This window comes from Neisseria sp. P0009.S007, from assembly GCF_051962515.1.
On sequence record NZ_JBQCVF010000008.1, the window covers coordinates 1 to 21,153 of the forward strand.

General features: G+C 50.3%; 18 protein-coding genes. 11 read left to right on the forward strand and 7 right to left on the reverse strand.

Features of this window, described 5'->3' with window-relative positions; translation table 11 throughout:
• Nucleotides 1–347 precede the first annotated feature (347 nt).
• The 6 genes from rpsT (at nucleotide 348) to lpxH (ending at nucleotide 7,135) form a co-directional block, all read left to right on the forward strand.
• A complete protein-coding gene (gene rpsT, locus ACTHS3_RS02015; RefSeq protein WP_002212556.1) occupies nucleotides 348–611 on the forward strand; it encodes a 30S ribosomal protein S20 in 264 nt (87 codons plus the stop codon).
• A 168-nt stretch (nucleotides 612–779) separates the two neighbouring features.
• Nucleotides 780–1,919, forward strand: a complete 1,140-nt coding sequence (locus ACTHS3_RS02020; RefSeq protein ID WP_070625057.1) for a phospholipase A — start codon at nucleotides 780–782, stop codon at nucleotides 1,917–1,919.
• 152 nt (nucleotides 1,920–2,071) lie between these two features.
• On the forward strand, nucleotides 2,072–2,773 hold the full coding sequence (locus ACTHS3_RS02025; RefSeq protein WP_070625058.1) for a DUF502 domain-containing protein: 702 nt from the start codon (nucleotides 2,072–2,074) through the stop codon (nucleotides 2,771–2,773).
• Between the two features lie 65 nt (nucleotides 2,774–2,838).
• On the forward strand, nucleotides 2,839–4,647 hold the full coding sequence (gene aspS / locus ACTHS3_RS02030) for an aspartate--tRNA ligase (RefSeq protein ID WP_070625059.1): 1,809 nt from the start codon (nucleotides 2,839–2,841) through the stop codon (nucleotides 4,645–4,647).
• A 239-nt stretch (nucleotides 4,648–4,886) separates the two neighbouring features.
• On the forward strand, nucleotides 4,887–6,272 hold the full coding sequence (locus ACTHS3_RS02035) for a PIG-L deacetylase family protein (RefSeq protein ID WP_070625060.1): 1,386 nt from the start codon (nucleotides 4,887–4,889) through the stop codon (nucleotides 6,270–6,272).
• Nucleotides 6,273–6,424: 152 nt separating this feature from the next.
• Complete coding sequence (gene lpxH, locus ACTHS3_RS02040) at nucleotides 6,425–7,135, forward strand: UDP-2,3-diacylglucosamine diphosphatase (RefSeq protein WP_210386326.1); 711 nt, start codon at nucleotides 6,425–6,427, stop codon at nucleotides 7,133–7,135.
• A gap of 71 nt (nucleotides 7,136–7,206) precedes the next feature.
• On the opposite strand, the gene serB is transcribed toward lpxH, so the two are convergent.
• Nucleotides 7,207–8,037, reverse strand: coding sequence for a phosphoserine phosphatase SerB (gene serB / locus ACTHS3_RS02045; protein ID WP_083307453.1), 831 nt, complete (start codon nucleotides 8,035–8,037; stop codon nucleotides 7,207–7,209).
• A gap of 1,122 nt (nucleotides 8,038–9,159) precedes the next feature.
• Between serB and argC the strand changes: the two genes are divergently transcribed.
• Entirely contained in the window at nucleotides 9,160–10,206 is a 1,047-nt protein-coding gene (gene argC, locus ACTHS3_RS02050) for an N-acetyl-gamma-glutamyl-phosphate reductase (RefSeq protein ID WP_070625062.1), read from the forward strand.
• Between the two features lie 76 nt (nucleotides 10,207–10,282).
• Here argC and ACTHS3_RS02055 read toward each other — a convergent pair whose 3' ends face one another.
• Nucleotides 10,283–10,558: a hypothetical protein gene (locus tag ACTHS3_RS02055; RefSeq protein WP_003680156.1), complete on the reverse strand. Its 276-nt coding sequence runs from the start codon at nucleotides 10,556–10,558 to the stop codon at nucleotides 10,283–10,285.
• A 261-nt stretch (nucleotides 10,559–10,819) separates the two neighbouring features.
• Between ACTHS3_RS02055 and ACTHS3_RS02060 the strand changes: the two genes are divergently transcribed.
• The 3 genes from ACTHS3_RS02060 (at nucleotide 10,820) to ACTHS3_RS02070 (ending at nucleotide 12,987) form a co-directional block, all read left to right on the forward strand.
• On the forward strand, nucleotides 10,820–11,506 hold the full coding sequence (locus ACTHS3_RS02060; RefSeq protein ID WP_004518834.1) for a S24 family peptidase: 687 nt from the start codon (nucleotides 10,820–10,822) through the stop codon (nucleotides 11,504–11,506).
• A 132-nt stretch (nucleotides 11,507–11,638) separates the two neighbouring features.
• A complete protein-coding gene (gene erpA, locus ACTHS3_RS02065; RefSeq protein ID WP_003680162.1) occupies nucleotides 11,639–11,977 on the forward strand; it encodes an iron-sulfur cluster insertion protein ErpA in 339 nt (112 codons plus the stop codon).
• Nucleotides 11,978–12,312: 335 nt separating this feature from the next.
• A complete protein-coding gene (locus ACTHS3_RS02070) occupies nucleotides 12,313–12,987 on the forward strand; it encodes a hypothetical protein (RefSeq protein ID WP_004518836.1) in 675 nt (224 codons plus the stop codon).
• An 80-nt stretch (nucleotides 12,988–13,067) separates the two neighbouring features.
• Here ACTHS3_RS02070 and ACTHS3_RS02075 read toward each other — a convergent pair whose 3' ends face one another.
• Nucleotides 13,068–15,257, reverse strand: a complete 2,190-nt coding sequence (locus ACTHS3_RS02075) for a primosomal protein N' (protein ID WP_004518837.1) — start codon at nucleotides 15,255–15,257, stop codon at nucleotides 13,068–13,070.
• Between the two features lie 135 nt (nucleotides 15,258–15,392).
• On the opposite strand from ACTHS3_RS02075, the gene ACTHS3_RS02080 reads away from it, so the two are divergent.
• The gene (locus tag ACTHS3_RS02080; protein ID WP_004518838.1) at nucleotides 15,393–16,184 is read left to right on the forward strand and encodes a DsbC family protein; all 792 of its coding nucleotides are present in this window, start codon (nucleotides 15,393–15,395) and stop codon (nucleotides 16,182–16,184) included.
• Nucleotides 16,185–16,320: 136 nt separating this feature from the next.
• Here ACTHS3_RS02080 and ACTHS3_RS02085 read toward each other — a convergent pair whose 3' ends face one another.
• The 4 genes from ACTHS3_RS02085 to ACTHS3_RS02100 form a co-directional block, all read right to left on the reverse strand.
• Entirely contained in the window at nucleotides 16,321–17,004 is a 684-nt protein-coding gene (locus tag ACTHS3_RS02085; RefSeq protein WP_049337039.1) for a 2,3-diphosphoglycerate-dependent phosphoglycerate mutase, read from the reverse strand.
• A 102-nt stretch (nucleotides 17,005–17,106) separates the two neighbouring features.
• Nucleotides 17,107–17,859 (reverse strand): class I SAM-dependent methyltransferase, encoded by a 753-nt coding sequence (locus ACTHS3_RS02090; protein WP_070625063.1) that lies wholly within the window; start codon nucleotides 17,857–17,859, stop codon nucleotides 17,107–17,109.
• 48 nt (nucleotides 17,860–17,907) lie between these two features.
• Nucleotides 17,908–19,536 (reverse strand): sigma-54-dependent transcriptional regulator, encoded by a 1,629-nt coding sequence (locus tag ACTHS3_RS02095; RefSeq protein WP_004518841.1) that lies wholly within the window; start codon nucleotides 19,534–19,536, stop codon nucleotides 17,908–17,910.
• On the reverse strand, nucleotides 19,529–21,115 hold the full coding sequence (locus ACTHS3_RS02100; RefSeq protein ID WP_070625064.1) for a two-component system sensor histidine kinase NtrB: 1,587 nt from the start codon (nucleotides 21,113–21,115) through the stop codon (nucleotides 19,529–19,531). The genes ACTHS3_RS02095 and ACTHS3_RS02100 overlap by 8 nt, the downstream gene beginning before the upstream one ends.
• Nucleotides 21,116–21,153: the final 38 nt, after the last annotated feature.

The window sequence follows — 21,153 nt, forward strand, 5'->3', positions numbered from 1 at the left end:
GATCTATCAACCATCTGAGGGTGGTATCAGATTGATGGGGTGAAGGTGCCCCATCAACCATTAAATCCGTATACCCTAAATAAGAAACCCTGCACCCCATAAACACCCCGGCGCAAAGTTAGGCTATTGTAATGGAAACGTAAGCAAACGCAAAGCAATATCCATCTGATTTTTATTGAAATAAGGCAAAGCAATATCATCTTTTTCCCAAAAGCGTTGCACCGGCTGTCGTTTTTGGGCAAAATACGGCTGATTTGCGCACGTTTATAGAGAAAAAACTTGCATACAAGGAAATCTGTCTTTAAAATTGCGCGTTTACAGAATTTATTTTTCAGGAGATATTCAATATGGCAAACAGCGCACAAGCCCGCAAACGTGCCCGCCAGTCGGTTAAACAACGCGCCCACAACGCCAGCCTGCGTACTGCATTCCGTACCGCTGTGAAAAAAGTGTTGAAAGCAGTTGAAGCCGGCGACAAAGCTGCTGCTCAAGCAGTTTACCAAGAATCCGTTAAAGTCATCGACCGTATCGCTGACAAAGGCGTATTCCACAAAAACAAAGCAGCCCGTCACAAAAGCCGTCTGTCTGCTAAAGTAAAAGCTTTGGCTTAATACTGATGCAGATGCTGGAAGTCCTGATAACCAAAGCAGGATAATCGAGCTGATACGATGCCCCTGAGGTCCTGCCTTTCAGGGGCATTGCCGTATTCACCGCCCAAACCAACTAAATAAAACCATTTACCCTTTCATCAGGCCGTCTGAAAAACAACGGAAACTCTCATGACCAAGATGTTGAAACATTCCCTAAGTATCGGATTCATTGCCGCAGCCCCGCTGGCCACCGCCGATACCGCCCTACACTGCACCACCATTCAAGACAACGCCACCCGTTTGGCGTGTTACGACAACATCTACTCGGCGCAACTCCCCCCTCAATTCCCACTGCCGCAAGCGCAAACCGAAACCGCCAAAACACCAGTTGACCTCGAACAAAGCGTCCGCAAGAGCATCGAGAAAAAAGAAGCGGCCATCGTATTCGACAACCCTACCCATCCGAATATTTCAGACGACGTATTAAGCGAAACTACCGACAGCTACACACCTTTAAGCCTGATGTACGATTTGGATAAAAACGACACACGCGGCCTGTTGAGCGTACGCGAGCACAACCCTATGTACCTCATGCCCGTTTGGTACAACAGCAGCCCCAACTACCACCCGGAATCCCCCAGTCGTGGCGTAACCACGCAGGAAAAATTCAGCGAGCAAAAACGCCTTGAAACCAAAATGCAGGTTTCCTTCAAAAGCAAGATTGCCGAAGATTTATTCAAAACCCGTGCCGACGTATGGTTTGGCTACACCCAAAAATCCGACTGGCAAATCTTCAACCAAGGCCGCAAATCCGCTCCGTTCCGCAATACCGACTACGAGCCTGAAATCTTCATTACCCAACCCGTTAAAGCAGACCTGCCTTTCGGCGGCAAACTGCGTATGGTTGGCGCAGGTTTTGTTCACCAGTCCAATGGTCAAAGCCGCCCCGAATCACGCTCATGGAACCGGGTTTACGCCATGGCCGGTATGGAATGGGGCAAGCTGACCGTCATCCCTAGAGTTTGGATGCGCGCCTTCGACCAAAAAGGGGATGACGATGACAATCCGGACATCAACAAATACATGGGCTACGGCGACTTGAAAGTCCAATACCGTTTCAACGATAAGCAAAATGTTTATTCCGTCCTGCGTTACAACCCGAAAAGCGGACGCGGTGCCGTTGAAGCGGCCTATACTTTCCCCATCAAAGGCAAACTCAAAGGCGTTGTCCGCGGCTTCCACGGCTACGGCGAAAGTCTGATTGACTACAACCACAAACAAAACGGCATCGGCTTCGGCCTGATGTTCAACGACTGGGACGGCATCTAAATGCCCCCATATTGTTTCAGACGGCCTATGCAATCAAGGCGGCTGTCTGAAACAATAAAACAAAACAAGCCATTCGTTTAAAATACTCGTTTCCTAGCGCCCAAACGCGTATAATGTAAAGTTTGGGCAAAACTTGCCGGAATGAAACAAAGATGACAGAAGCCGCAGCCGAAAGCGGAAAAATCGCCAAGGCTTTAAAGAAATACCTGATTACAGGCGTGCTGGTTTGGTTGCCGATTGCCGTAACCATCTGGGCGATGAGCTACATCATCTCCGCCGCCGACAGACTGATCAACCTATTGCCGGAAAGCTGGCAGCCCCAGCATTTCTGGGGATTCAACATTCCCGGCTTGGGCATCGTCGCCGCCACAGTCGTCTTGTTCGTTACCGGCGTATTCGCCGCCAACGTATTGGGTAGACGGATTCTCGGTGCATGGGACAGCCTTTTAGGACGCATTCCCGTCGTCAAATCCATCTACTCCAGCGTTAAAAAAGTTTCCGAATCCCTGCTCTCTGACAGCAGCCGCTCGTTCAAAACCCCCGTACTGGTTCCCTTTCCGCAACCGGGCATTTGGACGATAGCCTTTGTTTCCGGCCATATTCCCGCCAAACTCAAAGGCAGCCTGCCGCAAGATGACGACTATATTTCCGTTTACGTCCCAACCACGCCCAACCCGACCGGCGGCTATTACATCATGGTGAAAAAAAGCGACGTGCGCGAGCTGGACATGAGCGTGGATCAGGCATTGAAATATGTGATTTCACTGGGCATGGTCATGCCAGACGACTTGCCGGTTAAAGCCCTACCTGCCCAAAAACCGTCTAAAGACGGTGATACCGAACACAACAATTAAGGTCTTCTTTTTTTCAGACGGCCTTTCCTTCTTTTTCAAATTGAACAATATAAAAAGGTGATTTTATGCGTACCAACTATTGCGGCCTTATCAGCGAGCAATACTTAGACCAAACCGTTACCGTCAAAGGCTGGGTACACCGCCGACGCGACCACGGCGGTGTGATTTTTATTGACCTGCGCGACCGCGAAGGCATCGTTCAAGTCGTTATCGACCCTGACACTCCGGAAGCATTTGCCGCTGCCGACTCTTCCCGCAACGAATACGTTTTGAGCATTACCGGCCGCGTACGCAATCGTCCAGAAGGTACAACCAACGACAAAATGATTTCCGGCAAAATCGAAATCCTTGCCAAAGAAATCGAAGTCTTGAACGCTGCTGCTACGCCTCCGTTCCAAATTGACGATGAAAACATCAGCGAAAACGTGCGCCTGACCAACCGCGTTATCGACTTGCGCCGTCCTACCATGCAACGCAACCTGCGCCTGCGTTATCAAGTGGCCATGGGCGTTCGCCGTTATCTGGACGCGCAAGGCTTCATCGACATCGAAACCCCGATGCTGACCCGCTCCACTCCGGAAGGCGCGCGCGACTACCTCGTGCCAAGCCGCGTTCATCCGGGTGAATTCTTCGCTCTGCCGCAATCTCCGCAATTGTTCAAACAATTGCTGATGGTTGCCGGTTTCGACCGTTACTACCAAATCACCAAATGTTTCCGTGACGAAGACTTGCGTGCCGACCGTCAACCTGAATTTACCCAAATCGACTTGGAAACCTCGTTCTTGAACGAGGATGAAATCATGGACATCACTGAAGGCATGGCCAAACAAGTCTTCAAAGATGCTTTGAACGTAGATTTGGGCGACTTCCCACGCATGCCTTACTCTGAAGCCATGTTCTACTACGGCTCTGACAAACCGGATATGCGCATCAACTTGAAATTCACCGAGTTGACCGACCTAATGAAGACCGAAGAATTCAAAGTCTTCCGTGGTGCAGCCGACATGAAAGGCGGCCGTGTAGTCGCTCTGCGCGTACCTAACGGCGCGAAATTCAGCCGCAAAGAAATCGACGAATATACTAAATTTGTCGGCATCTACGGCGCGAAAGGTCTGGCATACATCAAAGTAAACGATGTGAGCAACCTCTCCAACGGCGAAGACAGCGGCCTACAATCTCCAATCGTCAAATTCCTGTCTGAAAACGCCCTGAAAGAAATCATTGCGCGTACCGGCGCGCAAAACGGCGACATCATCTTCTTCGGCGCAGACAAAGCCAAAGTCGTGAACGAAGCCATCGGCGCGCTGCGTATCAAAGTCGGCTTGGAACACGGCAAAGACAACGGCTACTTCGTAGACGAATGGAAACCTTTGTGGGTTGTCGATTTCCCAATGTTCGAATACGACGAAGAAGCCGACCGCTACGTTGCCGTACACCATCCGTTTACCGCGCCTAAAGAAGGTCATGAAGACCTGATGGTTTCCGACCCGGCAAACTGTTTGGCCCGTGCCTACGACATGGTGTTGAACGGCTGGGAAATCGGCGGCGGCTCTATCCGTATCCACCGCGCAGACGTACAAGAGAAAGTGTTTGCCGCGCTGAAAATCAGCCCTGAAGAACAACAAGAGAAATTCGGCTTCCTCTTGGACAACCTGAAATTCGGTGCGCCTCCTCACGGCGGCCTTGCATTCGGCCTCGACCGTCTGGTTACCCTGATGACTGGTGCGGAATCCATCCGCGACGTGATTGCCTTCCCAAAAACACAACGTGCACAATGTCTGCTGACCAATGCACCTAATGTGGTCGACGACAAACAACTTCGCGAGTTAAGCCTACGTCTGCGTCAGAAAGCAGTTGAAACAAAAGAAGCATAATTTACCGGCTTAACCTTTAAAATATCAAGGCCGTCTGAAATTTTTGAAATTTCTTTCAAATTTTTCAGACGGCCTTTCTACATTTTGGTCGTTTATATATAATCAACCCGCAAACTGTTTTATTTTAAATGTTCACTTTAATGACGTTAGAGTATGAAAAACAACCGTTTGTAAGAAAAACAAACAAATAAGCTCCACAAGCACTATCATGACTGTTACAACAATAAAGGAACCAAACAATGTTTCTGATACTGACGGGGCTGATACTGACTTTTTTTATTTTGTTGTTTATTATTACTTCAATTATTCACAAAAAACAGTTTGCCTATAACACACACCAAGACTATAACTATCCCTCCCTTCCCTCTACCGCGCATGCTACCCTCAAAGGCGGCAGCCTAACCTTGCCCGCCACTGTCAGCGGACAGGATACCGTCATTGCCAAAATCCGCATCAAGTCCAACTGGATGGGACTGTTGTTCTTGCCTTTTGTCGAAACCATTTCATCCAAAGGCAAATGGAAGCAATATTTCGAATACGGCGCAAAAGGCGTGCGCTATATCAATCTGAGCGACACCTTCTCCGACAGCGACAAAACTGTCCGCTTGGAAGGCAAATACCTGTCCTTGCCCGACCAAGAAATCGAACTCTCTGTTTATCCACGTGAAAACCTAGACGGCAAAAAAATCCTTGTCCTCGCGCCTCATGCTGACGATGCCGAACTCAGCGCATACGGTTTGTACGAAAAACACGCGGCCAATTCAATGATCTGCACTTTAACCGCCAGCGAAGGCGGCAGCTTTCACTATGGCAATCTTTACAGCACATGCGACTGCGATACTCAGGCACAATATCTGCAAAAAGGCCGGATGCGCGTTTGGAACAGCCTGACCGTTCCCCTTTTGGCCGGCGTGCCGTCTGAAAACATCCTGCAACTGGGCTACTTCGACAGCACATTGACCGCCATGCGCCAAAATCCGGAAAAAGAGATTAAATCGACCAAAATCGATACAGCCGATGTCGATATTTTTCGCCGTGCCAATACCTCCTCATTGGCGAAGCACCTCAAACCCGGCTCGACTTGGACCAGCTTAGTGGATAACCTTGGCTATCTGATAGAAACGTTCCAGCCGGATATTATCGTATCGCCGTCCCCCAATATTGATGCGCATCCCGACCACCAACATACTGCGCTGGCCGCCATCGAAGCCCTACGCAAAATCGATTACCGCCGTGGCAATCTGTTTTTACACACCATACATTATCTGAGCGACGACTTCCCTATCGGCAAAGTAGGTTCCTCCCTCAGCCTGCCGCCATCCTCCGAGCAACCGTTTTACTTCCAAAGCATCTATTCCCATCCTTTGGATAAAGAAGAGCAAAACCGCAAACTCCTCGCCCTTGACGCCATGAACGACATCCGCCCTAATTCAGACGGCTATATGCGTTGGAGTACCATGATATTCAAAGGCCTAAACAAACTGCGACACCACGTCCTCCATCTCGACAAAGACTTGGTCAACCGCTTTGTCCGTAGCAACGAATTCTTCTATACCGTCCCCATCAGCGACTTGTACCAAGAAGATACGCTGAAACAAATCACTTATCAGGGCAAAGCCCAATAAACCAAAAGGCCGTCTGAAAAGATGTTTCAGACGGCCTTTATCACACCAAATCAAAACAATAAAATCACTACATTACAAACGAAAAACACCAAGCCCAAATCCAAACGCGGCAACCCAAGTTATAATAAAACCCTTCCCATACGCCCCACATCATCATGCCGATTTACTTCATCGCCGATTTGCACCTGAGCGAATCCCATCCTCAGCTGACCGCACTCTTCCAAAAATTTATGCAAGAAAAAGCCGTCCACGCCCAAGCCGTATACATTCTTGGCGACCTTTTCGATTTTTGGATCGGCGATGACGAAAACAGCCCTTTGGTTCAAACCATCAAACAAACTATCCGCGGCCTGACCGAGCGCGGCATCGCCTGCTATTTTATCCATGGCAACCGCGACTTCCTCATCGGCAAAACCTTCGCCCGCGATACCGGCATGACCTTACTGCCCGAGTACGCTGTGATCGACCTGTTCGGCACACCCACCCTACTCTGTCACGGCGACACCCTTTGCACCGACGACCATTCTTATCAAAAATTCCGCCGTACCGTCCATCAAAAATGGCTGCAACGCCTGTTCCTGCTTTTGCCGCTCACACTCCGGCTAAACATCGCCACCAAAATCCGCAAGCAGAGTAAACAGGACAAACAACACAAAACCGCCGACATCATGGATGTCAATCCGGCCTTTACCCACGAAACCGTCCAACGCTTCCACACGCCCCTGCTCATCCACGGCCATACCCACCGCGAAAACATCCACCGCAACGCCGATTACACCCGTATCGTACTCGGCGACTGGCGCGACAATTACGCCTCCATTCTCGAAGTCGATGCCGAAGGTTACCGTTTTATCGCCTTATAAAACATCAGGCCGTCTGAAAACCGGTTTCCCGATTGTTCAGACGGCCTGACTGACAAACATCCTCAAACCGTTTACGCAAACCAACCGCGTATCCGTTCCAAACCACCAAAGCGCACACACGCATCCGCATTCGCTTCAGTTTTCGGTTTCGCCCGATAAGCAATGCCGAATCCCGCCTCCCGTATCATCGGAATATCATTCGCACCATCACCCATCGCCACCACCTGCCACGGAGCCAAACCCAGACGCTCACGGTATTCACGCAACAAATCCGCCTTAGCCTGCGCATCGATAATCCGCCCTTTCAGACGGCCTGTCAGCTTGCCGTTTTCCACTTCCAATACATTTGCAAAATGGAAATCCAAGCCCAAACGCCGTTGCAGGCGTTCCGTAAAGAACGTAAATCCACCCGACACCAGCATAAACTTCATATCATTCCGTTTACACTCTTCCAACAAAAATTCCGCGCCCGGCGACAGCTGCAACACATTCTCGTACACTTCCTCCAACACGCGCTCGTCCAAACCGGCCAGCAAAGCCACACGCTTACGCAAAGACTGCTCAAAGTCCAGCTCGCCGCGCATCGACTGCTCCGTAATTGCAGCCACCTCATCCTTCAGCCCGACACCGGCCGCAATCTCATCCACACACTCAATCGTAATCAGCGTCGAATCCATATCGCTGACAATCAGTCCCAAATCAGCAAAAGCCACATCCGGCAATACTGCGCCATCTATCTGCTGCGCAATCAACGCCGCACGCATCTCGTCCGTCAATTCAAAATCATCATCAACCGGCACACGCAACACCGACTTCCCTGATGGCGCAGACACCAAACCGCCAAACACCGACCAGTCGCACGCGCCCAAATCCCCATGTTGCAACACCAAAACCTTCTTCATCTCTTTCTCCTCATACCCCAAAAGCTTTGCAAAAAAATCTGGTACACATTCAGCTTAAAACAACAAAACCATATTTTTGCAAAGGCCTTAAAAAACCAAAACAGCATTATAGCCGAACAACCCCGGCAATTTTCAGACGGCCTATAACAATTCAGCTCAAGCTACCAATACCAATCCCAGCATCAACTAACCAAGCAATTACTTAAAAATTTGATTTTAGGCAAGCCGACTAAAAATTTTTGCCAGTAACAGGCAACTTGTGTTGATTTTTCTTACAGTTTCGATATAGTTACTTATAGCTAGTTTGGCACTACTCCTTATATCTAGCTTTCATTGCATTACCACCTCCATTCGTTGCCAACGGCTCCCCTTCCGATGGCAACCTTTTTTTGGCCCGATGGTTTAACAATATCAAAATTGAATGAAATAAATGATTTGTAAATTTATATTTAAAAACAAACCCTTCCTCATCGGCGCACGCATTTCATGCCTTTCAGCTATTTTATCAATCAGTTTGAAGAAGGCCTCACTTTAGCTCAACTCGGTTAGTTAGAAGGTTTCAGCTTCCCCCCCGACCGACTCAATCAATATTGCCATGTACACACACATCAGAGTAATGCTCAGAGTATGGCTGCTCCCAATCACTGATACCTGCCGTTTTAATTGTTCTTAGCCTATCCTCTATTACCATTATCTCAGGATTCGATCCCTATCTGATAGCTCGCTGAATTTGAATGAAAAAATTATTTAACCGTTAAAATGTGCAAAACGCTTGCTTTCAATCCTAACAAGGGATATAGTACCAAGTAACTAGTTCTTGTTGATGAGAGCTACTCCTTGGATACTTGCCTCCGGTCCTCCAACCCGGGGGCATTTTTTTACATTTTTATTGTGTATTCGTATGGATAGGATAAAGACGAAACACCCACCACAAATCAAACCGCAAACTGCGTTTTCCAAACGCTCAGGCCGTCTGAAATCCTCTCTCCAATATCGTTAATCCCATATTTCAGACGGCCTGTTTAGCCCTCTATTGCAAAGCTTGGCACAAGCACCGCTGACCGACGGCAATTAATTACTATATAATCAAACGCATTGTTACCCCTACAAAGGAGCCACACCATGACCACAAAAATTAAAATTGGTATCGTCGGTGCAACCGGTTACACAGGCGTTGAATTGTTACGCCTGCTCAGCAGCCACCCCAACGTAGAAGTCACTGCCGTCACCAGCCGAAGCGAAGCCGGTATTGCGGTTGCCGACTACTTCCCCAGCCTGCGCAGCATTTACGACCTTGCATTCCAAACGCCCGAGGATGCCGGACTTGACCGCTGCGACCTTGTGTTCTTCGCCACACCCAACGGCGTGGCCATGAAAGAAGCACCGTCCCTTGTCGAAAAAGGCGTACGCGTGATTGACCTGTCTGCCGACTTCCGCATCCGCAACATCCCAACATGGGAACAATGGTACAAAATGACCCATGCCGCGCCGCAACTCGTTTCCCAAGCAGTGTACGGTTTGTGCGAACTTTACAAAGACGACATCGCCAAAGCCATGCTGGTGGCCAACCCAGGCTGCTACCCTACCTGCGTTTCCCTGCCCTTATTGCCGCTGCTTCAGGCTGGCCGTCTGAAAGCCAACGCGCCTCTGATTGCCGACTGTAAATCCGGTGTTTCCGGTGCAGGCCGAAAAGCCAGTACCCATGCCCTGTTGTGCGAAGCAGGCGATAACTTCAAAGCCTACGGCGTCAGCGGCCACCGCCATCTGCCTGAAATCCGACAAACCCTGTCTGGGCTGCAAGACCATGTTTCAGACGGCCTGATTTTCGTGCCACACCTTGTTCCGATGATACGCGGCATGCACGCCACCCTGTATCTGCACCTGCAAGAACATACCGATCCTGAAGCCTTACTGCGCGAATACTACCGCGACAGTCCTTTTGTCGATATCCTGCCTTCAGGTTCGACACCTGAAACCCGCAGCGTGCGCGGCGCCAACCTTTGTCGTATCAGCGTTCAAAAAGCGCCCGAACAAGACGATGTGTGGATTGTTCTTTCCGTCATCGACAACTTGGTCAAAGGCGCAGCCGGTCAAGCCGTGCAGAATATGAACATCATGTTCGGCCTACCCGAAACCACCGGCCTGACTAATGCACCATTGATGCCTTAAGCCATCATTATTAAAAACACAAGGCCGTCTGAAACTTTGATCATTCAGACGGCCTTTATCGATTCATTCACAAACATCACTCATACACTACGCCGGCAAGCATTTCTTCTTCATTCAAGTTGCCGTACTGTTGCTCCCAATCGTGGGTAGCCTCCACCATATCGCATTCTTTGGCAAAAGCCAGCAGCCTGCCGTCCATCTGATCCAGACTCAAGCTGCCCAAGCGTTCGCATTCCGAAGCCGTCAGATTACCGTCCGCCTCATGCGCCTCCGAAGATCCGAAAGGCAGAGCAAAAAAACCCAGTACCAACGCCAGCAGCACCCAAAAAGTATTTTTACGCGAACGAGTCATTTCACACCTCTCATCATAATCATATAGCAGGTTTAAATCAGAAAAACTAAACCAAATAAAATTAAACTAAGAAAAATCGAACAGAAATTTAGAAATATCGATTTATCTAAGACAAAACGAATAATACTAAGAAAAAATAGAATATGCAATACTTTTTCTTAGATGAAGTAATTTTTTTCTTACAATTTTATAAAAACTAAGGTAAAATACACTCAAATCGTCCAAACCATATAAAAAACATACCTCCACAAAGGCATAAACATGGATACCTTTAAAGACCGCCTGGCTTTCTTATGGAAAGATGAAGCCCGCCAAGCCAAAATTGCCGCCGACATCGATATGACCATCGCCGGATTCAGCCGTATCTGGAACGAAGGAGGCCTGCCGAAATCGGAAACGCTAAAAAAAATCAAACAACTTAAAGGCTGCAGCATAGACTGGCTTTTAACAGGCGAAGGTTCTCCCTTCCCTGATTCCGAAGCCCCAAAGGCCACAGCAACCGACACACTAGGCAACCCTGTCGATATAGACGAATTTGTCTTCGTACCGCGTTACGACATCCAGGCCGCGGCCGGACACGGCCAGCTCGTCGGCGATGAGCAACCCATATTCGCCATGGCGTTCCGACGCTATTGGATTGAAAATTATGTAACGCGAGACATCAAAAACCTTTCCGTTATCTCAGTCAAAGGCGACTCGATGGAAGGCGTGCTGAATGATGGCGACACCATCCTCATCAACCACGGCCAAACCACGCCGCGCGACGGCCTCTATGTTTTACGCCTCAATGAAAACCTTTTGGTCAAACGCCTGCAACTGATACCCGGTGGCATCGTCAACGTCATTTCTGCCAACGAAGCCTACCCTACTTTTGAAATCGACTTGAAAAACCCGACCGACGACGTTGCCATCATCGGCCGTGTAGAATGGTTTGGCAGAAGCATCTAAATCTGACATACTGGTGCTTGAAATTTCTGCCATGCCCTCCATGTAAGCTGGCAGACCCTGTCTGCACAAACTTGCCTTGGCTAACGGTTTGAGCGACAATAGTAAAAATATTCATATAAAAGGAATCACATCATGTCAGACGAAAGCCCTATTATCTTTACTGACAGCTGCTGCACCAAAGTTGCCGACCTGATCGCCGAAGAGAACAATCCCGATTTGAAATTGCGCGTATTCGTCAACGGCGGCGGTTGCTCCGGCTTCCAATATGGTTTTACCTTTGATGAAATCAAAAACGACGACGATTTCGAAATCCAAAAAAACGGCCTGACGTTCTTGGTCGACCCGATGAGCTACCAATATCTGGTTGGTGCAGAAATCGACTACACCGAAAGCCTGCAAGGTTCTCAATTCGTCATCCGCAATCCGAATGCCGAAACAACTTGCGGTTGCGGCTCGTCCTTCTCCGTATAAATAATCCGTTTCTTCATGAAAAACAGGCCGTCTGTATCTTCAGACGGCCTTTTGTGTGAATTTATTTTAAACAATATTGGATTTATCTTATAATAATAATATCGGGCGTGAATATTTACTCTACAATAGACATAACATTGGACATGCATATTGCCATATAAATAAAAAATCATTGTCCAGCCGATTAACGACACAAAGGCACCCCCTATCCGGTCTGCCTAAGACTGCGGCCTCTGTTTTTGCCTGCATCGCAAGCCAAAACAGCTCAAACACAATAACAAAACCTCAGACCCAACCCATTTGGTTGATGCAGTCGAAATATTCATGGGATATCAATGAGCAAACAAGAAAAATTTTTCGACGTATACGTTTCCTATCCGCCGAACACGGATAGGGAGCGCATCCATGCCTGCCTGTATGACAACCTGCCTGAAAACGAAGTCGAGAGTCTGATTCAAGCTTTGGCCGAGCGTCCGCAAGCTATTGTGGCCGAGAAATGCACCCAAGACGAGCGCGAAAATGCGCAGCATTACTTCAGCTATTTAGGTTTGGACGTAATCGTCCGTCAGGCTATGGAGTTGGAAGCGGTTGAAGAAGAACCCGTGTTGGCAGTCAACACGCCCGACCCTATCCAATGCCCAGTCTGCATGACGATTATCGACGAACTCGACGCACAGGAATGTAAAACCTGCCACTTTGATTTGACAGAAAAAAATGAGCTGGCCATCCAGCGCAAGCGCATTGAATGGCAGGAAAAAATCTCTTTCGAGCATAAAAAACAAACCGAAATTGCCCACAAGCTCAAATATGAACGCGAGCAGGAAGAGAAAAAGCTGCGCAAGAAAATCCGTGCTGAATTGGAATCCCAACTACGCGAAGAGTTAGGCCAAAATCCTGAGCTGGCCGCACTTGCAGCAAGGAAGAAAACACAGTTTCTGCTTACAATGGCTATCGTATTCGCCGTTTTGAGTCTGCTTGCACTCGGCTATATCGCTGCAAAATTCTTCTAAACTGATTCCAAAACTTAAGGCCGTCTGAAAAACAGATTTTCAGACGGCCTTTTATTTCTATATTGATTGAATCATTTCAATCAAGCCTCTTGCACATCAACGTCCACCGACCATCGGATTTTGCCGTCCCTGTTTTGCTGTAACACTTGTACCCACAAACTCACGGCGCGATGCAAATCTTGTCGAGATGTCGATTCGAGGAAAACTTGCGCACGTTCGCGTTCGGCAAGGCGCACCATCAGCATGGGGGCGGCGCCGAACTGGGAGACGCTTTCAGGCAAAAGCGGAGCAATGGTTTCTTTGGCGGCGTTGAGAAACTCCATCGCATCGGCAACGCGCGGCGCGTCGGCGCGGACGGCAGTCTGGAAACCGAAGGGCGGCATGGCGAACATTTGTCGCTCGTTCAATTCGTTTTCGGCAAACACGGCGTAGTCCTGCGCTTTGACGGCGGCGAAGACGGGATGTTCGGGCAGTTGGGTCTGTATCAACACCTTGCCGGGTTTGTCGGCGCGCCCCGCCCTGCCGGACACCTGCATCAGCTCGGCGAACAGCCTTTCCGGCGCGCGGAAATCCGCGCTGTATAGACTGCCGTCGGCGTTTAACACGATAACAAGGTTGAGTCGCGCGAAATCATGACCTTTGGCGAGCATCTGCGTGCCGACCAGAATATCGATTTCGTTGTCGGCGATGCGGCGGTACAAATCCGCCCAGTCATTTTTGTGCGCGGTGCTGTCCCTGTCGACGCGGACGACGGCGGCCTTGGGCAGGAAGGCGCGCAGGGTTTCTTCGACGCGCTGCGTGCCGTGGCCGACGGCGGTCAGGTCTTGGTTGCCGCAGTCGGGGCATTTGAATGGGATGGGTTCGCGGTGGTCGCAGTGGTGGCAGCGCAGTTGGCGGGCGCGTTGGTGCAGCACCATCTTGGCGGAGCAGTTCGGGCAGCCGAAGGTATGGCCGCAGTCGCCGCAAAACAGCGCGGGCGCGAAGCCGCGCCGGTTGAGGTACACCAGCGACATGCCGCCTGCTTCAAAGTTCTGTTTCAAAAGCTGCAAGGCTTGCGGCGAGAAGCCGTTGTCGAGTTTCAGACGACCTACGTTGAGGATGTCTACTTGCGGCAGTTGCGCAGTGGTATGGGCGCGTTCGGTCAGTTGCAGCAGGCGGTACGCGCCGCTTTGCGCCTTGTGCCAGCTCTCCAAGCTGGGCGTGGCGCTGCCCAAGACGACGGGACAGCCGCTCTGCTTCGCCCGCCACACCGCCAAATCGCGGGCGTGGTAGCGTAATTCGTTGTCCTGTTTGAACGAGCCGTCGTGTTCCTCATCGACCACAATCAGCCCGACATCATCCATCGGTGTGAACACCGCCAGCCGCGTGCCGATGACCAATTTCGCCTGTCCCAACATCGCGCGCAGATAATCCTGCGTGCGTTTGCCTGCCGCCATTTGGCTGTGCAACACAGCGGTCGGCACATCGGCAAAACGGTCTTCCACCCGCTTCAAAAGCTGCGGCGTGAGGTTGATTTCGGGCAACAGAAACAACACCTGCCGCCCCTGCGCCAACACTTTCGCCATCGCATCGAAATATACCTCGGTCTTGCCGCTGCCGGTGATGCCGTACAGCAAAAACGGCTGAAATTTACCGAAGGCCGTCTGAATTTCATCGGAAGCCTTCTGCTGGTCAGCATTTAATACAAATTCAGAGTGCGAAGCCTGCCCATTGCACGACCTTAAAACGGGTTTCGCCGCTTCCATAGTTTCAATCCAACCCTGTTCCGCCCAATCTTCAATTAATTTCGCCGCCTGCGCGTTCACCTGCTTCAACGCCGCCATCGTCATCCCGCCCGACAGCAGCGCGTCCCACAAAGCCGCTTTTTTGTTGAACCGAGACGGCGGCGGCGTTTGCGCCCTACCCGCTTCGTTCAAAGCGTAAAACAACGGCGGCTGCGGCATTTCCACCACGCGCGTTTCCTTCAAACCTTGCGGCAATGCGGCAAACACCGCCTGCCCGGTCGGATAGTGGTAATAACGCGACGTAAATGCCAACAAATCACGCCAGCTTTGAGGCAACGGCTTTTCTTCCATAAAGGCCGTCTGAACACTCAAAATCCGCGCCGTATCCATATCCGGCGCAATATCCGTTTCCCACACAACCCCAACAACGGTTTTATTGCGGAAAGGCACAAGCACCCGCGTTCCCGGAGGAAGCGGCTCGGAATAGGAATACGTCAAAAGGCCGTCTGAAAGCGGCACGTTTACGGCAATACGGTGGTAGATCATACAAACAATCAAATCATTTTTTCGTATTTTAACAGCCGAAAGCTATTTTCAGACGATAATTTGAGCCTTAGTACAATGCAGACATGACAGAGGTTTGATACAATGCCTTACTTTCAACACACGCAAGTCTCTCGCATGAAAACCAAGTTAATCAAAATCTTAACGCCGTTTGCCGTCCTTCCTTTGTTGGCATGCGGTCAACCTGCCGTATCCAACGCCAATGCGGCGCCTGCTCCGGCCGCCAAAGCGGAAGCGCCTGCCGACAAATCCGTTGCCGCTTCTTTGAAAGCGCGTCTGGAAAAAGTCTATGCCGCCCAAGATTTGAAAGTTTTGAGCGTCAGTGAAACACCGATTAAAGGCATTTATGAAGTTGTCGTCAGCGGCAAACAAATCATCTATACCGATGCTAAAGGCGACTATATGCTCGTTGGCGACCTCATCAACGTCAATACGCGCCAAAGCATGACTGAAGAACGCGCCGCCGATTTGAACAAAATCGACTTCGCTTCCCTGCCTTTGGATAAAGCCATCAAAGAAGTACGCGGCAACGGCAAACTGAAAGTCGCTGTTTTCTCCGATCCGGACTGCCCGTACTGCAAACGCTTGGAGCATGAGTTTGAAAAAATGACCGACATCACGATTTATACATTCATGATGCCGATTCCGAGCCTGCACCCTGATGCCGCGCGCAAAGCCGAGCTGTTGTGGTGTCAACCTAATCCGACCCAGGCATGGATCGACTGGATGCGCAAAGGCAAACTCCCAAGCGGCAAAGCAAACTGCGAAAACCCTGTTGCAGAAACCACTTCATTGGGCGAACAATTCGGCTTCAACGGCACACCGACCGTGGTCTTCCCTAACGGCCGCAGCCAAAGCGGTTACAGCCCTATGCCTCACCTCAAAGAAATTATCGAGAAAAACCAGTAATACAGGGTTTAATCTCCATAAAGGACGCTTTACGCGTCCTTTTTTCATGTCACCCGCCATCAACTGCCTTCAGACGGCCTCGATACTGACAAGTACAAAAAAGGACGTGTCCAACACGTCCTTTTTTCTCTTTACCTTACAGGTAGAATTTTTCAATCACTTTCAGGTTTTCATCCAATTTGTACACCAGCGGCTGACCGGTTGGGATTTCCAAGCCCATGATGTCTTCGTCGGAAATGCCTTCGATGTGTTTTGCCAACGCACGCAGGGAGTTGCCGTGTGCCGCAACCAATACACGTTTGCCGCTCAAGATGGCCGGAGCGATTTGGTCTTCCCAGAAAGGCAGGACGCGCTCGAGGGTAACTTTGAGGTTTTCGCCATCAGGTACGACATCGCTAGGCAGGTTGGCATAGCGGCGGTCGTTGTGGGCGGAGTTAGGATCTTTAGGATCGAGCAGCGGAGGCAGGGTGTCGTAGCTGCGGCGCCAAATGTGGACTTGCTCGTCGCCGTATTTTTCTGCGGTTTGTTTTTTATCCATACCTTGCAGCTGACCGTAGTGGCGTTCGTTCAAACGCCATGATTTGATTTGTGGAACAAACAGTTGGTCGGATTCTTCCAAAACGATGTTACAGGTTTTGATGGCACGGGTCAGAACGGAGGTAAAGGCGATGTCAAACTCGTAGCCTTTCTCTTTCAGCTTTTTACCTGCTGCTGCGGCTTCTGCCAAACCTTGCTCGCTCAGCTTGACGTCGCGCCAGCCGGTGAAAAGGTTTTTCGCGTTCCATTCGCTTTGTCCGTGACGGATGAATACTAATTCCATGATAGTTTGCTCCAATGAAGTTTGGGAAAGGGTATTTATATCACACTTTGCCGCCGCGCTGATAACGCCGGCGGTTTCTTTTGATATGTTGCAAGTTTGCTTTTAGTCTTCAGACGGCCTTGTCGGAAGGTAAACGTCAAAACGCGTGCTTTTGCCTGTATATTGATAAGCAGGTTTGCGCCTATCGAGAAATTCACCCAAGCGCGGGCGTTTGACGACAATGCGCTTTTTGGCGGTATTCAATGCAACGTTCAGAAGCTCGGCTTCGTCTTGTGCCGCACCGACCAAATCGTGAAAGTAAGCCATTTCTTTTTTCACAGCGGCGGTTTTGCGACGCTCCGGATACATCGGGTCGAGGTACACCACATCGGGGCTGCCGTTTTGCGTGGACAATTCCTGCATTAAATCAGCGGCATTGCCGAAGTGCAAAATAATTCGCTGGGCAATCTCCCGTGTCTCTTCACTTTGCCCTGCCCTGTTGAGGCCGTCTGAAAGTAGACAGGCAACAGCAGGATTTTGTTCAAAAGTTTGTACATTCAAGCCCAACGAGGCAAGCACAAAACTGTCGCGCCCCAGTCCGCCGGTAGCGTCCCAGACAGTCGGTTGCGCAGTATGGTTGACGGCTTTGGCAATCAACTCGCCTCCACCTTTAGTGCGCCGATAATGGGCGGCACCGCCATCAAAATCAACGCGAACACGGCCTTTTTCACCGGCGCGGCACAAACTGATGCCGCTTTCGTCAGCGATAAGGAAACTGCCTTCTTCAGGCTGCCGATCAATAACGGTCAGCCCGAAAGGTGCAGCAAGGCTGCGAAGTTCGGTAGATGCGGTTTCGTCAAAATAAATCTTGTACATAAGGCTTATGTTTCAGACGGCCTTGAAAACTCAGGCCGTCTGAACGTTTTAATTGATGTCCAAGCGTTCCATACGGTAGCGCATAGAGCGGAAGCTGATGCCCAAAAGCTTGGCGGCTTGGGTACGGTTGTAACGGGTTTGCTGCAAAGCCTGCTCGATGATGCTGCGTTCCACTTGGTCGAGGTAATCCTGTATCTGCATGGTGCGTGGATCAAACGGTGGAATGGGACTGTGATTGAGCGTAGTTTCACGCGCGTCGGGTTCGGCAATATCGTCAAAAGAGAAGCCGCTGCGTTCTGCCTTAACCTGCGGAGCATTTTGAATCTGCAAGTCGTCCACTTGTATCACTTGGCCTACCGTTAGCGCAACGGCGCGTTCGAGGATGTTTTCCAACTCACGGAAGTTGCCGGGATAGCTGTAATGCAACAGGGCTTCTTGGGCTTTCGGGCTGAGTTTGTAGGTTTGATTGCCGTGACGGTGTTTATACAGCAGATACAGAATCAGCGCGCCCAAGTCTTCGCGCATTTCGCGTAAAGGCGGCATATGCAGAGAGACTACGTTGAGGCGGTAATACAAGTCCTGACGGAATGCGCCGCTTTCAACCAAAGCTTCGAGGTTTTTATGGGTCGCACAAATAATGCGCACATCCACAAAGGTTTCCCGCGCATCGCCGATACGACGCACGGCTTTTTCTTGAATGGCGCGCAGGAGTTTGACCTGCATGGCAAGTGGCAAATCGGCAACTTCATCAAGGAACAAAGTGCCGCCGTCAGCGTGTTGGAAAAAACCTAAACGGTCTTGATCCGCACCGGTAAAGCTGCCTTTTTTGTAGCCGAAAAATTCGCTTTCCATCAGGTTTTCAGGAATGGCACCGCAGTTGACGGCAATAAATGGTTTGTCGGCGCGGTCGGACAGCTCGTGAATCGTGCGCGCCGCCTGCTCTTTACCCGTACCGGATTCACCGGAGATATAAACAGGAACAAGGCTGCGGGCCAATCTGCGAATCAGGTGGCGTACTTCGACCATTTGCGGCGAAGTACCCAACAGGCGCGGCATATCGTCCTCGCCTTCCAATACAGGTGCGTCTTGTTGCAAAGCAGGATTGATGCTGCCGGCCGAAAAACGCTCTTTTAAGGAATTGAGCCCTTCCGGAACAGTCAAAGGCCGGTTAAATTCACTCTGTACGCTCTTAGGAGGCGTAACGACAGGCTTAGCCGGCTGAGGTTCGGGTTTATACAGGGCGGCAGAAACAGGCGCAGGCTGCGATTTGACTTTTTCAGACGGCGTGGGTTCGGCAGTATTGTCTGAAACCGACACTGCCGATTTAACCAATGAACGCAACTGCGACAGCGTAATCGGTTTTTGCAGATAATCAAACGCCCCTGCTTTCAAGGCTTCAACAGCTTGGTCGGCATTGCCGAAAGCCGTAATCACGGCGACGGGCGTATCGAGCATCAGTTCATCGATGTATTGGACAACCTCGAGGCCGGAGCCGTCAGGCATACGCATATCGGTCAACACCAGCGAATAATCGTTGTTGTCCAGCTTGTCTTTAGCCTCTTCAACACCAGCCGCAGTATCGACGTGCAGACCCATTTTCATCAGGGTCATTTCCATCAGGTCGCGGATGTCTGCCTCGTCATCGACAACCAAAACCGGCTCTTGCAATTTATTCATCCTGCGCTTGCTCCTTCGGTAAAATCAATTCAAACCCGTTCATTTCAGGGTGATAATGCAGCTGCCCCATATTGGCGTGTGCCAACTCGCGTGCGACGTAAAGCCCCAAGCCGGTGCCTTGTTTTTCGGTGGTGTAAAACGGCTCGAACAAATGATTTCGTACATCGGGCGGCACGCCTTTGCCGTTGTCCGCCACGACGATGGAAATATGCATCCTGCCGCTTGAACGGATAAGGACGGTAATGGCGTTTTCGTCCTGACGGCTGTGTCTCCAAGCGTTGTTGCACAAGTTCCACATCACTTGCTGCAAGTGCATAGGATCGACCAATACGGTCAGGTTGTTGCCGTCCATATTCATGCGCAGACAGCCGATGGCATCGGGATTATTCAAGGTAAATTCCTGCTTGAACTCCAACCAGAATTTCATCAGATTAATCGGCTGGCGGCTGATGTTGTCTCGTTTGTTAAGCAGGGATACGTCTTCCAACATCTTGTCGATACGTTGGATATTGCTGTCGATGATGTTGTAGAGCTTGGCCTTGAGCGGATCTGCCTCGTCGCCTTCCTGCAACAAATCGCTGGCATGACGGATGGCGGACATCGGGTTGCGGATTTCGTGGGCAAGGTTGGCAGTCAACTGTCCAAGCGAAGTTAGCTTGGTGGACATGGCCTCCGCAGCCACTTCACGCAATGAGCGGACGTACAACATCAGCAGCTCGGTTTGCTCCTGAATCAGTGGAACGGCACGAACGTGCATGGCATGTTGGAAAATATGGATATCAGTTTCAAAAGGTTTGTCGGGTTGACGCTGCCAACGTGCCACCAGCTCGCCAAACACGATTTCCTGCTGATCGATAATCAGGCTGGGGAAATAGATTTTTGCCTGCTTGTTAAACAGCCACACGCGTTGAGTCGCATCAATCACCACAACCGCTTCCTGTACGCGGTTCAAAACCAAATGGTTCAAGCCGCTGATACGGCGGTAGGCAAGTTGATGGCGGCTGGCGGACTCTGAGGCCTGCTCCAAATAACGGGCGGCAAACGAGGTCAGCATCGCCACCAGATAGCCTGCGCCGATCAGCATCGAAGAATTCACCATTGATTTCGCGTCCCAATTAAACGAATCGAAACGCATGCTGCCGTCTAAAAACAGGTTCAAAATAAACAGCATGGCCGTATAGCCTGCATACAGCATGGGGTAATGGCCATAACTGAGCAGACACGACGTAGCAACAAACGGCAAAACCAAAATCCCGAAACCGGAAGCCGTACCGCCGGAGATATACACCAAAACCATCATCATGGTAATGTCGACCACGGCACTGGCATTGGGCAAATCCAAAGACTGCCACTGCCAGCCCGGGCGGAACACGGAGAGCATAATCAGGAAGAAATACAGCGTTACCCAGATATAAAACTCAACGTCCGGCAACGAAACGCCAATCAGGTTGCCGCCTGTGTAGCTGCCGAAAGCGTGCAAAACCAAAAGCGGTAAGACGATGGCTATTCGGGCAATGTTGATTACACCGGGAATCCGCTCCCTCAGATTACCCAGTTCTTGAAGATTGGCTCTGTTCATAAGTGAACCTTTTTTATTATCATGCAATGTCGTATAAA

Excerpts from the sequence above, each read along its gene's own strand:
- rpsT (WP_002212556.1), top strand. The coding sequence starts at position 348 with ATGGCAAACAGCGCACAAGCCCGCAAACGTGCCCGCCAGTCGGTTAAA.
- ACTHS3_RS02020 (WP_070625057.1), top strand. The coding sequence starts at position 780 with ATGACCAAGATGTTGAAACATTCCCTAAGTATCGGATTCATTGCCGCA.
- ACTHS3_RS02025 (WP_070625058.1), top strand. The coding sequence starts at position 2,072 with ATGACAGAAGCCGCAGCCGAAAGCGGAAAAATCGCCAAGGCTTTAAAG.
- aspS (WP_070625059.1), top strand. The coding sequence starts at position 2,839 with ATGCGTACCAACTATTGCGGCCTTATCAGCGAGCAATACTTAGACCAA.
- ACTHS3_RS02035 (WP_070625060.1), top strand. The coding sequence starts at position 4,887 with ATGTTTCTGATACTGACGGGGCTGATACTGACTTTTTTTATTTTGTTG.
- serB (WP_083307453.1), bottom strand. The coding sequence starts at position 8,037 with ATGAAGAAGGTTTTGGTGTTGCAACATGGGGATTTGGGCGCGTGCGAC.
- argC (WP_070625062.1), top strand. The coding sequence starts at position 9,160 with ATGACCACAAAAATTAAAATTGGTATCGTCGGTGCAACCGGTTACACA.
- ACTHS3_RS02055 (WP_003680156.1), bottom strand. The coding sequence starts at position 10,558 with ATGACTCGTTCGCGTAAAAATACTTTTTGGGTGCTGCTGGCGTTGGTA.
- ACTHS3_RS02060 (WP_004518834.1), top strand. The coding sequence starts at position 10,820 with ATGGATACCTTTAAAGACCGCCTGGCTTTCTTATGGAAAGATGAAGCC.
- erpA (WP_003680162.1), top strand. The coding sequence starts at position 11,639 with ATGTCAGACGAAAGCCCTATTATCTTTACTGACAGCTGCTGCACCAAA.
- ACTHS3_RS02070 (WP_004518836.1), top strand. The coding sequence starts at position 12,313 with ATGAGCAAACAAGAAAAATTTTTCGACGTATACGTTTCCTATCCGCCG.
- ACTHS3_RS02075 (WP_004518837.1), bottom strand. The coding sequence starts at position 15,257 with ATGATCTACCACCGTATTGCCGTAAACGTGCCGCTTTCAGACGGCCTT.
- ACTHS3_RS02080 (WP_004518838.1), top strand. The coding sequence starts at position 15,393 with ATGAAAACCAAGTTAATCAAAATCTTAACGCCGTTTGCCGTCCTTCCT.
- ACTHS3_RS02085 (WP_049337039.1), bottom strand. The coding sequence starts at position 17,004 with ATGGAATTAGTATTCATCCGTCACGGACAAAGCGAATGGAACGCGAAA.
- ACTHS3_RS02090 (WP_070625063.1), bottom strand. The coding sequence starts at position 17,859 with ATGTACAAGATTTATTTTGACGAAACCGCATCTACCGAACTTCGCAGC.
- ACTHS3_RS02095 (WP_004518841.1), bottom strand. The coding sequence starts at position 19,536 with ATGAATAAATTGCAAGAGCCGGTTTTGGTTGTCGATGACGAGGCAGAC.
- ACTHS3_RS02100 (WP_070625064.1), bottom strand. The coding sequence starts at position 21,115 with ATGAACAGAGCCAATCTTCAAGAACTGGGTAATCTGAGGGAGCGGATT.